Raw genomic sequence first — 12,398 nt, 5'->3', positions numbered from 1 at the left:
ATCAAAAACAGGTCTGGAAAAATCCGAAGATTTTTCCAGACCTGTTTTGTTTCTAGAGACTTATGTCACAGCCTCTTCTGCTTGCATTTCCTTAAAATGATAAGTCGCTGGCACTCACAATTTCACGATATAACCCATGGCCCACAAGCCCGTTCGTATGCTTATCCATCGGTAACCTCGGCGCCTGCAGTTCTGCTAATGAATCCAAACCCTGAGCCCAAGCTTGAATCCGCGCGCGTACCGTCAAACAGCGGGCCAGTTGACCGCCCAAGCGCTGGTCAATCACTTCAAACCCTTGGCCACGCCGTTGTTGGTACCACACTTGCCGATAGCTGGTTAATAATTGTTCAATGGCCTGTTGATAGTGTTGAATCAAGGTTAACGCGTTAGTCGCTACCGCCGGATCTGGCTGCTGGTTCCCCAACTGAGCGATGGCTGATAACGCCCGGGCTTTAATTAGCACCGTTGTCGCTAGTTGTTGGTAAAACTGGGCCATCAGTTGATGTGCCGGTGCAACTTTGACCATTTTAAGCTGCGCCAACAACTGTGAATATTGCGATTCAAGGTCTAGTGCCGCTAAGTTTTGTTGATAGCGTTGTAATAACAAATCCTCATATAAGACGATTTTACTGACGTTATCCGCATCGCGATTAATATCGCCGGTAAAGTTATCAAACTGATCTAGGAGTTGATAAAAAGTGGGCGACTCCTGTTGCATGATTTGATAGTCAGTCGCAATCACCTTGGCAGTGACATGGTCATGATATTGATAAGCCGCAAAAGTTTGGAGCCCGTACCATGCCGCGCTTAATGGCACTTCGGCACCGTCATCAAACCAAAGTGTCGCCACGACTTGCTTGACGCCGCTTGTTTTGGCGGCAGTCAATCCGGCCTTCACTGTCGCCAACATCTTACTTTGATTGGGCGCTAGCGCACTCCAAGTCCACAAGCCACCGGCAAAGACGACTTGATCACTTAATTCAAAATGCTGCTGCAGTCGTTGCTGGTAAGTCGCAACATCTTCATGATAGTAGTCCCAATAAACTTGCCCCACGGGTGGTAAACTCGCTTTGAAGGCCGGGGTAAAATGGACATCAGGATCATACATCTCATGCTTTTTTGACGCAAAGGTGAACCACAAATCACTCCACATATATGGGTCTAATCCTAACTGCTTAGTCAATTGCACCACTAATTGTAGTTGCGCTAAAATCAAGGTCTGCTGTTTGGTAAAGCCATGTTGGTCCATGTAACGACCACGCCCTAATTGGTATGCTTCATCCATCCCGATATGAATTTTATTAGTAGTAAACGGCGCACTAGCCGCTGTCAAAAGTTGTGTCAAAAAAGTCGTTGTTGCCGGTGCCCCCACAAGTAAGGTCTCATCCGTATCTTTAATCTCCGCAAAGGCATCCCATTTGAGCATGTTATGCAAATGCGCCAACGTTTGTACAGCTGGTACGACTGTGACACCTAATAAATCTCCATACACGGCTAACTCATGTAATTCTGCTTGCTGATAACGCCCGCGACTTTGTCCAAAATACGGTTGTTCAGGAATCTCAAAGACATCTTCTAGGTACAGCCATAACTCGTTATAGCCCATCCGCGCTAGCCGGCGTAAGGTTTGCTTGAGCATCGCGACGGTTGGCACCCCATTGCGGGCAACATCGATCATCGCGGCCATCGTTTCGAATTGGGGTCGTTGGGTCACGGTAAATGCGCGCTGCCATTGCGCTTCATGCACTAAGATAACGGCGCCCCGCAGTAAGTCGACCCGACTGCCATAAGTTAATCGTGCTTGTTGGCCATCACCGACCACCTGAATGCCTGGGGCACCAGCCTGACACGTCACCACGATGTCTAAAGTCGTGGTGCGCGTTGGGATGATTTGCTGAATAGCGGTTAATGCTTGGGGACTTAGTCCCTGCCATGTCATCATTGCGATTTTCTCCTTTAACTGTCGATATTAAAACGTGACCGTGAAGCCATCATAGGCCACGACTGCTTCTTGGCCAACTAACTGAACCATCTGAGCATGTGATAATCCTGAATTGTGCGAAAAATGATTCACAACATAGCGCGTTCGATCATCGCTTAGTCCCAATTCACGGAACCGTTGAATCAAGCGTTGGTTATCCGGCCAGCCCATATGCGGACCACCAGGTTGGCCGGCTTGTTGCTGCTCATTACAATCCAGTGAAACCAAGTCAAAATGCAATCCTTGACTCACCAAATAACGATACATGGCCTCAGTAAAACTAGCACAGTCGTGAGTCCATAAACACGTCTTGCCAGCCGCATCTTGAATGGCATAAATAGAACAGTCTCCTTGATAGTGCCCATGTTCAGCTGCTAACATCCAAACTTGATAATCGGCCACTTGAAACTGAGTAAAATTTTGTTGGCAATGATAGTTAAGCCGCGTTGGATCTTGCCGACCTTCCAATGTTAATGCCCGTTGAAAGAATGTTTCAACTGTCGCATTACCATACACTTGGAGTGGCTCGGCCAACTGTTGCCCATAGCCATGCATCCGCAATGCCAAATCTTCAGCGTACAAATGATCACTATGCCAGTGTGTTAAGAGTAATTGCGTCATGTCAGAAAAATCAACCTGCTGCCGCAACGCGTGTAAATAACTATCGCCAGGAAAATCAATCACCAATCGGCCACCATCAATTAACGCTTGTGTTTGGGTTCGCACCTCTTTACCACCTTGGCAACGCGCTAATTGACATAAGTCGCAATGGCAAAATAGCGCCGGTACACGTTCAGCCGCCCCCGTACCTAAATATTGAAGCTGCATTCTTCACACCCCCTGCTAAAACAATCATACTGATGCCACGATTGTTAGCGATTACATTTTATTGTTCGTAAGATATAATTTGAACACTTTTTGATATAGTTTCTTGATTGAAAGATAGCATGCCAGCCGCTAGAATCATACTAGTCAATAAAATTTAAACCAAAAAGTTGGTATAACGGCTTATATCAGGTGGTGGCAAAATGGCGAAATATCAAACAATCTATCGGCACTTGCGCTTGGCAATCTTGCAAGGAAAATACGCCGCTAATGGTAGCCTTCCAAGTGAAACTGCCATCGCAATTAAATACGGGGTTAGTCGGATCACGGCCAAACGCGCGCTCAATGACTTAGTCGAAGCAGAGCTTGTCTATCGGATTCAAGGTAAAGGGACCTTTGTCACAGCACATCAAAAAACACCACCAAACCAGATTCTGTTAGTCATGCCAACACTTGCTAACAATCAGTATCAACAAGCGTTACGAGCTGCTTTAAACGGGACTTCATGGCACTTACAAGTCATGTCGACCACCGATTTTTTCAACTTAACATTGACGCAACTGACTGACCAATTTGCTGGCGTCCTCTATTATTTAGACGACTTGACCACCGTATTACCACACTTAATGACACTTGCAGCTAACCAGTTACCGTTAGTCGTCTTAAATCAACATCCTGCTGCGTTGGCGGTACCGAGTGTTATTAGTGATCACGTTGCTGGTGGACAGCGCGCTTGTCAATATCTACAGCACTTACAACATCACCGGATCGCCTTTTTAACCCATACTGCTTTCTGGCAAACATTCACTGGTCCAACTAGTGAACGGTTTATGGGTTACGTTGCGGCATTAGCCCAACCACAAACCGCAGAAGTATCGTTACGTTGGGCGCAGGACTTGCAAGCATGCCAAGATGGTGATCAACTGCAGACTTATCTAAACCAACATCAAATTACGGCATTAATCACTGAAGAAAGTGACATCATCTGCCAGCAGTTACGTCTACTCCCATCGTCAAGCCAACCACCAGTCAAGTTGGTCGACTTTGAAACATTAACCGCGACTCACCATGATGCGACAAGTGCGACGATCGTCCCCGATTATCCCGCATTGAGCCGACAGGTAATCGAAGCTTTACTCACGCAAATCAACAACCCACACCGGCAGCGGTTCGAACGAACGACCGTCGCTGCTAAACTAAAAACCGCAACTGCCGCCCACTAACCGATCGGAGGTTAACCAATGAATGCTCAAGAACTCCTGACACTCTATCCCGAAGCCACGATTCAATCAATGCCCTTGATTCAGCCGAATGTCGTTTGCCTACCACTGGGAACCAATCGGTATATTTGCCTCGATAAGGCGCAATTAGGTGAACGCGAATTGGCTTTGCTAGAACTAATGGTTAACCCTTCAGTCGCACCAACCACTCATGATCACTGGTCGGATTTTTTAACCGGGCTCACTAAAACTGCCCCAGTGACCGACGCTGAACAATTACAACTCCTCCAATTTCGCGTTCGGTTCACCGATGATTGTCATCAACGGACTGACTGGCTTGCGGCGTTAGCTGACTTATTTGATGACGTCTTACACGCAGCCTTTGTTAGTGATACTACCGGTTACTTATTATTCAAGCACCCCCTACTTCTAACCGAGCATCCGGATTTAGAGGGGGTCTTAACATTACTCGATAGTGACTTTTACACAACAACCCGCTTATTTCTAGGGAGTGTCCAACCAGATCTGCAACAATTACCAGCGGTCTATGCGTTAGAACAGCAGCTATTTGCCACGCAACAAACGCATCCAATCGAAACGATTAGTGCCAGTTTACTCCCGGACTTAGTCAGCCAGCATCACACGGAACTTGGGCTGTTAAACAATACCTTATTGATGACCGAGGAGACCCAGCAGTTGATCACCGCACTTTATCAGACCCAAGGTAACGTTCGCCAAGCGGCACAACAGTTATTCATCCATCGCAATACCCTCCTATATCGCATTGAAAAGTTCGAACGTCAAAGTGGCTTTGATTTAAAGCAAATGGATGATCTGGTTTATTGTTACCTCCTGACCTTAGCGCAGGCACAAACTAAAGCGAGTTAAAAAAGCGTTCAAGTCCGGATTTTTCCTAAACTTGAACGCTTTTTTAAGTTGTGGCTATTCTTCTTCTTCAGAAACTGCCGAGTTAACTCGATCAGCACTGGCCTGTTGCATTTTACCAAGGACCGCCCGGGCAATCGGCCCGACGATCAACAATTGTAACGGTAAGGCGACAATTAAATTAAACAGCCAAGTATGACCATACGTAGCCAATACATGACCGCCGCTTAATTTACCTTCCACCGCAATCCCAAACAGGGACATGCAAGTTACCATGCCCAGAACCATCAAGACTGAGATCGTAATCCCAATTAAAACAGTCTTTTTACGCATGTAATCATTAATGATATATTTGAAAGCTAAAGTTTTGGCAATTGGTCCCACGACCAACATATCTAAGATAATTGCCACCAACAATCCGAGCGGATAGCCGCTCAAGATTGCGAGAATTAAGCCGTTGCTAAACCCCTGCGCCATCGCGACATTGTAGGCCGTCATTACAAACACCATCAACCCCGCCATAATCGCCGTAAATACAACTTCTTCTTTCCAATTTCGTGGCATCTTTATCCAACACTCCTATTCGTTAGTTACGAGTGTTCACTATAGCACACCAACAACCACGCTCATAAGTAACAATTTGGTAACAAATTATAGAGCGGTTTCATAATTAGCCGATGCTTATTTTAAAATGACCAGTTTACTTAGTTGTAGATAAGGCCGGTTTTTGCACAAAAATAAGGTCGCCATATTTGGCAACCTCATTAATTTAACGCCTATCTAGCTGACCGGAAACGACAAGTCACCGATGCTTAATCGACGTACTTACCAACAACTGGCAAGTTTTGTAAGACTTTGCGACCATGTGGTGAATGTTCATCGATCACTTTAGTCAATTCTTGACCGGCTAAATTGCCATGATGCTTGCCACCGGCCCAAGCGTCAACACCGGTAACATCATAAACGACGCCATCAATAGCGACATAGGCTGGTTGGCCGTTTTGACCATCATATTTTGCTAATTCTGTTTGATTAAAAGTTGCTTCACTCATCTGAATCACTCCTTATCAGTTTAGTTAATAGTAAACTGACTATCCAAATAAATGCAAGCAATTCGCTTTTAGGCTGATAAGTCAGTTAAAGATTGCGCCGGCCGTTTACCGGCCAGACTCACTACTAAACCAAGCAATACCGCCACTACTAACGTTCCATAATGGGTCACTAAGTAGCCATAAAAATTGGGTCCGATACCCACTGACGGGGTAATGAATGCTGAAAAACCAATCAAGGCCCCTGATAATGCATAATTAGTGACATGTAACCCACCGGCAACCATACCACCAAGCCCACTCGCAAGACTCGCGACCACAAAGAGCCGTTTATACTTCAAATTAATCCCATATAAGGCCGGTTCCGTGATACCACAAAAAGCTGCGATGGCCGCCGCCCATGCTACTTGACGTAAACGGGTCGAACGACTTTTAAGTGCCATTGCTAATGCGGTTCCGCCTTGAGCAACCATCGTAATTGAAATCATCGTGTTCAAGTAACTATGCCCGTTAGTTGCCAAATCATTAATAACGATGGGAATTAGTCCCCAATGTAAGCCAAAAATGACTAGTAATTGGTAACAGCTGCCAACTAACAATCCAGAAATAATCGGATTAAATTCAAATAGCGCCATGATGCCATTGGCTAAGCCTTGGCTCAACATCGTCGTTAACGGCCCGATGCCTAATAAAATAACACCACTTAAAACAATAATTTCAATAATTGGCAGTAGCACCCCTTGAATATAGTGCGGTAACCATCGTTTCAACCCGATTTCGATATACTTACCGAACCAAGCGGCCACAATCATTGGAAAAACCGCCGCCGTATACGACATCAACGTCGTGGGCAAGCCGAAAAAATAGATATGGGCCGTCGTCGTTTTACTAGCGGCGGTAACTAGTGACGGGTATGTCAAGACGGCCCCAACGACCGCTAGCGTGACCGGATTAGCCCCTAGCTTTTGCGCCGCCGTATAGCCTAACATCACGGGTAAAAAGTAAAAGACCGCGTCACTGACCGCATTTAAGACAAGATAGGTCCCGCCAGCCGTGGTCATCACGTGAAACCCAACTAACGCTGCTAAAATCCCTTTTAACAACCCAGCCCCCGCTAAGACCCCAATCAACGGCATCATTGAAGCAGTCAAAACACCAACAAACTGACTCAGGCCACGCTTTAACCATGGCAACACCGTTAATGCATGCCCCACTGTCGGTTTAGCACTAACATCACCAACACCTAGTTGCGTCTGAATCGCCGCCGCAACTGCGGCGACTTGATCACCAATGACCACTTGGTATTGACCACCAGCTTGCGTAACTGTCAAAACCCCAGCTAGTTGTTTTAAAGCAACCGTATCCGCTTTACTTGGTGTGGCTAAGTCAAAACGCAACCGCGTCATGCAATGAATCAAGTTCAAAATATTAGCCGGTCCACCAACGTCTTGAATAATGGCCGTTGCCAATTCAGCCGGTTGCATGGTACTAGTTTCAACAGTTGCTACACTAACCTTAGGCGCCACGGTCAAGCCAGCTAAGACTTGCCCTGCTTGATAACTCGAAGTAGCCGCACTTAACCACGTCGCATTGATAGCAGCTGCATTGGTCACGGTCACCATCACCGTCGCTTTTTTGTGCGCCATTTCAATCGCGGCTAGATCCATTGTCCCAATCAACTGACCAGCTTGAACTTGGTCACCGACTTCAACACGTATTTGAAACGGACGACCAGCTAGTTCAACCGTATCAAGTCCCAAATGCAACAACACTTCTGCCCCATTACTTAACTTAAACCCAACCGCATGCTTCGTCTCCGCAACCATCATGACTTGTCCCGTCACTGGTGCCACAACTTGCCCAGTTTGCGGATTTAGCCCACAACCGATACCCAGCAGACCTTTAGAAAAGGCCGCATCCGTAACTTGCATCAACGGTATCACTTGACCAGTTACCGGTGCCACAACAGGGGTAATGGTCTTAGCTGTGCTTGACATGGGGGTTCACTTCCTTTAAGTCACAATCCAACCTGTTTTAAAAACTAATTAATTAACCGCCATCAATTAGTTGACGGCTTCAACAATCATTCCGCTACGATGACTTTACCATATCTCGAACAAAATTACAGCCTTCACAAGCCGATTCGACACAGTTTTGCTGGTTGGCCATTCGTTTATAAAGCCAATTAACAAACGATATCAGTCAAACGGTCAAAAGTCCGCAACTGCTAGCACGAACAGGCTTTATTCATGGTAAGTTTTCTGGGCTTACCACTAGCAGGCGGTAAGTGACGATAATTTGTGAAGCCTTTCCCCTAACGACTAGGGTTAGGACATTTCAACGCGTACAATTAAGTCAATTTTGGGAGGTAGAAAGGTGGTACAACATTGTGGGTAAAACAAAAAAAGGGCAACGCGCACATAAGTTAATCGAATACGCCAATGGCCCGTCGCTCGAAGAAATTAACGGTAAAATTACCGTGCCAAAAGACATTGGCTTTTGGAAAACGTTATTTGCTTATTCAGGACCAGGTGCGTTAGTTGCGGTGGGGTATATGGATCCTGGGAATTGGTCAACCTCAATTACCGGTGGTCAAAATTTTCAATATTTATTGATGTCTGTCATCTTGATTTCAAGTTTGATTGCGATGCTGCTCCAGTACATGGCCGCTAAACTTGGTATCGTGAGTCAGATGGATTTGGCGCAAGCGATTCGGGCGCGCACAAGTAAATCGCTTGGTATCGTCTTATGGATCCTAACTGAATTTGCCATTATGGCGACTGATATTGCTGAAGTTATCGGGGCTGCGATTGCCCTGTACTTGTTATTTGGCATTCCACTCGTCATTGCGGTTTTTATTACGGTCTTTGATGTTTTGATTTTATTATTACTCACGAAGATCGGTTTCCGTAAGATTGAAGCCATCGTTGTTTGTTTGATTCTCGTAATTTTATTTGTTTTTGTCTATCAAGTTGCGTTATCCGGACCAAATTGGGGCCAAGTTTTCGCCGGTTTGATGCCAACAACCCAAACTTTTAGTACTGATAAGACAGTTGGTGGCATGACACCGTTAAGCGGCTCACTCGGCATCATTGGTGCCACGGTTATGCCCCATAATTTATATTTGCACTCTGCGATTTCACAAACCCGGAAGATCGATCATAGCGATGAAGAAGACGTCGCTCGCACGGTTAAATTTGCCAGCTTAGATTCCAACATACAACTGACAGCGGCCTTTTTTGTGAATGCCTTACTCTTGATCATGGGTGTGGCTGTCTTCAAGACCGGCGCGGTTAAAGACCCATCATTCTTCGGGTTATATCAAGCCCTATCAAACACGTCAACACTAAGTAATGGTCTCCTAATTGGCGTGGCACGTTCTGGTATTTTATCCGCTCTGTTTGCGATTGCATTACTCGCCTCAGGGCAAAATTCAACGATTACTGGGACTTTAACCGGGCAAGTCATTATGGAAGGCTTCGTTCATATGCGGATGCCCCTCTGGTTACGGCGATTAGTTACCCGGTTATTATCTGTTATCCCAGTCCTAATTTGTGTCATGTTAACCAGTAACAAGAGTGCAATTGCGGAACATGAAGCGTTAAATGATTTAATGAATAATTCGCAAGTCTTCTTAGCCTTTGCCCTGCCATTTTCGATGTTGCCATTACTCATGATGACTGATAGTGCCGTGGAAATGGGCCATCGATTTAAGAATAGCTGGCTGATCAAAGCCTTGGGCTGGTTATCAGTTATTGGTCTAACCGGTCTGAACTTACTCGGCTTACCGGCCGCGGTTGAAGGGTTCTTTGGCAACAATCCAACTAAAGCACAAACAGCTATCGCGAATAATATCGCCGGGGTCTTAATTGTCGCGATTCTTGCCTTACTTTTATGGACCTTGATCGAATTATACCGTGGTAATCGGCGTTATGCCGCCCAATTAGCAGCTAAGGAAGGTGACGCAAAATGAGAAAATTCAAACGTATCCTAGTTGGTGTTGATGATTCGGCCGATGCGTTACTCGCTTTAGATTATGCGATTCATCGCGCCAAACATGATCAAGCTGAATTAGTAATTGCTTCGGTCTTAGAAAACCAAACCATGAATGTCTATCAAGCGTTGAATAAAGACTATGTCCATGGTGAACGTGATGCCTTAATCGCCCATATTAAGCACTATCAACACCAAGCTGAAGCTGCTGGCGTTAAAGATGTACAAGCGATGATTGCAGAAGGTGAACCTGGCGAAACGATCGTCAAATCAGTTATTCCAGACATCAAACCGGATTTATTGATTATTGGGTCACTGGCGAAAAAAGGCTTCACCCGCCATTTCGGTAGTCAAGCTGCCTATATGGCTAAATATGCCCCGATTTCGGTTATGATCGTGCGTTAAACGACTGCTAATTTAATCCAGCAGCAATACTGCACCTATCCATAAAAAAAGGCCTTGAAATCAACTGATTTCAAGGCCTTTTCATTCATTACTTTTATTCGTTAACTTTGCGAAGCTACACCGTTAACTAACGGTAATCTGCATCCGACCATTACGCTTTGAATGGTACAAATTATGATCAACTCGGTTATAAAAATCAGTTGGTGACGCATCATCAGCGGACATCGATGATACCCCAACCGAAATTGAAATCGGAATCTGTTGATCGCCAAAGTTCACCGCCATATGGTTCAACGCAATAAAAATTTGCCGGACAATCGTTTGGGTCGACTCTAAATCATACCCTGGGAATAAGATATTAAACTCTTCGCCACCAGTCCGATAAAGCTTGACTTGCGTATCGTTGGCATTGATGACCGTTTGCACCACATCCGTGACATGTTGCAAGACCCGATCACCAGCTAAATGACCATAGGTGTCATTAACATGTTTGAAGTGATCAATATCAAACATCATCATCGATAATTTCAAATGATTTTTAGAACTGTCATCAAACAAAAACTTCATTTCACCCGTATATGCGGCAAAATTTTCGGCTTGCGTCAATGCATCATGGCTAGCAAATTGCGCTAACCGTAATTTAAACTCACTGTCTTTCGTTAACATCGTGACGTAGACATACAATAACACTTCAAAAATGATTAAGTATAACCATTCTTGCCAGTACGTATCCAAAGGTAAATCAAACTTCAATTTCATCCATAACCATAAAACACCACCAAATGGGATCTCAACCCCCATGTAAATAAATGGTGCCAGTTTGTGATTTTGAAAATGAATACGCACATAATTTAATGCCCAGAAAAATAAGACTAATGTAATTGCATGCCCCCATGATTGCCAATACCCAATCGATTGATCAAAAATCATGTAAATGACGACCACTGGGAAGAAATAGTAATACGGAATGTGAATATTCAAAAAGTATGCGCAAAAAATCATCGCAATCATTTGAAAATTCATAAATTGCCAAGCATCGGCTTGACCAACGATCATAGATTGCATGCTAAAGACGAACACTAACATGTAAATGACCCCGTGCCATGAATTGATCACATCGTCATCAATATTAATATGTCTGGCATGCACCCACGAGGTTATCCAATTGAATAACACCCAATAAAGTGTCAACACCCCTAAGATAAAGAAGATGCTGGTGACAAATGGCGGTACCCGCCAGTAAGACCATGTCATAGATTAACCTTCCTTATTGACGATCTTTGCTTGCTGTTTGCGCCTGCGACCGCGAATGTTTTGCCGCGAGTTGTGGCTTACCGTAGTAATAACCTTGATGTAAGTCGATTCCCAACTGCTGGGCCATTCGTTGATCTTGTTCATCCTCGACGCCTTCTAAGATTAAGTCGAGATGATATTCGTTAGCAATCGTATTCCAGAAAGCTAAAGCCGTCGGAATTTGATCAGCTTTTCCGCTCATCCGCAAATTCTGCATGGCAAATTTGATCTGGTCGACAAAGGGTAACGCATTCTTGATATTGTCAAAGGTATTTGAACCGGTGCCAACATCATCAATGCTCAGTTTAATTCCATATTGATGAAAGAGCATGCTGTACTTTTGGATTTCGGTTAACGTCGCACTTTCAGTTAGTTCAATCGTTAACGCAGCTGGATTTAAACGTTTCTTCAAGTAAATAATCGTGCCTAACATTAAATCATCTTCTGCTTGTTCACGATTGAGATTTAACGCCAACACTTGATTAGTTGCCTTGGTTGAAAGTTGCATTGCTAATTCTTCTAGTAAATGCGCCTGTTTGTCTAAGGGGAGTTCCGTAAACTTCTCTGGAACGGACCAGTGGCCATGATTTTCCTTACGTAATAATAGTTCATAACCAAAAACTGACTTTTGACGTTGGTCAACTTGTGGTTGAACAAAAAAGCGATACATCTGAAGTGAACCCCCGAGATTGGACAACAATCTCGGGGGTTTTACTATGACTAAATTTAATTTAGAGTTACGGATTT

The 12,398-nt window shown here is 44.7% G+C and carries 11 protein-coding genes; 4 read left to right on the top strand and 7 right to left on the bottom strand.

Annotated features, from left to right (window positions below; translation table 11 throughout):
- Nucleotides 1-91: 91 nt before the first annotated feature.
- Nucleotides 92-1,942, bottom strand: coding sequence for a beta-N-acetylhexosaminidase (locus FFM75_RS13790; RefSeq protein WP_137629745.1), 1,851 nt, complete (start codon nt 1,940-1,942; stop codon nt 92-94).
- A gap of 27 nt (nt 1,943-1,969) precedes the next feature.
- Nucleotides 1,970-2,809 carry an MBL fold metallo-hydrolase gene (locus tag FFM75_RS13785; protein WP_137629744.1) on the bottom strand — a complete coding sequence of 280 codons (840 nt, stop codon included), beginning with the start codon at nt 2,807-2,809 and terminating at the stop codon, nt 1,970-1,972.
- 200 nt (nt 2,810-3,009) lie between these two features.
- Between FFM75_RS13785 and FFM75_RS13780 the strand changes: the two genes are divergently transcribed.
- Together FFM75_RS13780 and FFM75_RS13775 are read left to right on the top strand one after the other, a co-directional pair.
- Nucleotides 3,010-4,029, top strand: a complete 1,020-nt coding sequence (locus FFM75_RS13780) for a GntR family transcriptional regulator (RefSeq protein WP_137629743.1) — start codon at nt 3,010-3,012, stop codon at nt 4,027-4,029.
- A gap of 18 nt (nt 4,030-4,047) precedes the next feature.
- Nucleotides 4,048-4,914 carry a helix-turn-helix domain-containing protein gene (locus tag FFM75_RS13775; protein WP_137629742.1) on the top strand — a complete coding sequence of 289 codons (867 nt, stop codon included), beginning with the start codon at nt 4,048-4,050 and terminating at the stop codon, nt 4,912-4,914.
- A 54-nt stretch (nt 4,915-4,968) separates the two neighbouring features.
- Here the strand turns inward: FFM75_RS13775 and FFM75_RS13770 are convergent, their stop codons facing one another.
- The 3 genes from FFM75_RS13770 to FFM75_RS13760 form a co-directional block, all read right to left on the bottom strand.
- Nucleotides 4,969-5,475, bottom strand: a complete 507-nt coding sequence (locus FFM75_RS13770) for a DUF2798 domain-containing protein (protein WP_137629741.1) — start codon at nt 5,473-5,475, stop codon at nt 4,969-4,971.
- 248 nt (nt 5,476-5,723) lie between these two features.
- Nucleotides 5,724-5,963, bottom strand: coding sequence for a cytochrome b5 domain-containing protein (locus tag FFM75_RS13765; RefSeq protein WP_137629740.1), 240 nt, complete (start codon nt 5,961-5,963; stop codon nt 5,724-5,726).
- Nucleotides 5,964-6,031: 68 nt separating this feature from the next.
- A complete protein-coding gene (locus tag FFM75_RS13760; RefSeq protein WP_137629739.1) occupies nt 6,032-7,957 on the bottom strand; it encodes a PTS sugar transporter subunit IIABC in 1,926 nt (641 codons plus the stop codon).
- Between the two features lie 392 nt (nt 7,958-8,349).
- Here FFM75_RS13760 and FFM75_RS13755 point away from each other — a divergent pair, with 392 nt between their 5' ends.
- Together FFM75_RS13755 and FFM75_RS13750 are read left to right on the top strand one after the other, a co-directional pair.
- Nucleotides 8,350-9,933 (top strand): Nramp family divalent metal transporter, encoded by a 1,584-nt coding sequence (locus FFM75_RS13755; RefSeq protein WP_137629738.1) that lies wholly within the window; start codon nt 8,350-8,352, stop codon nt 9,931-9,933.
- The gene (locus FFM75_RS13750) at nt 9,930-10,358 is read left to right on the top strand and encodes a universal stress protein (RefSeq protein ID WP_137629737.1); all 429 of its coding nucleotides are present in this window, start codon (nt 9,930-9,932) and stop codon (nt 10,356-10,358) included. The genes FFM75_RS13755 and FFM75_RS13750 overlap by 4 nt, the downstream gene beginning before the upstream one ends.
- 123 nt (nt 10,359-10,481) lie before the next feature.
- Here FFM75_RS13750 and FFM75_RS13745 read toward each other — a convergent pair whose 3' ends face one another.
- Nucleotides 10,482-11,612, bottom strand: coding sequence for a GGDEF domain-containing protein (locus FFM75_RS13745; protein WP_137629736.1), 1,131 nt, complete (start codon nt 11,610-11,612; stop codon nt 10,482-10,484).
- Between the two features lie 13 nt (nt 11,613-11,625).
- Nucleotides 11,626-12,321, bottom strand: a complete 696-nt coding sequence (locus tag FFM75_RS13740) for an EAL domain-containing protein (RefSeq protein WP_137629735.1) — start codon at nt 12,319-12,321, stop codon at nt 11,626-11,628.
- Between the last annotated feature and the right edge of the window lie 77 nt (nt 12,322-12,398).

This window comes from Lactiplantibacillus daowaiensis (assembly GCF_005405085.1).
In the GTDB taxonomy this organism is placed as follows: domain Bacteria; phylum Bacillota; class Bacilli; order Lactobacillales; family Lactobacillaceae; genus Lactiplantibacillus; species Lactiplantibacillus daowaiensis.
The sequence above is the reverse complement of the archived record's forward strand: the minus strand, read 5'-3'. Positions and strand labels throughout refer to the sequence as shown.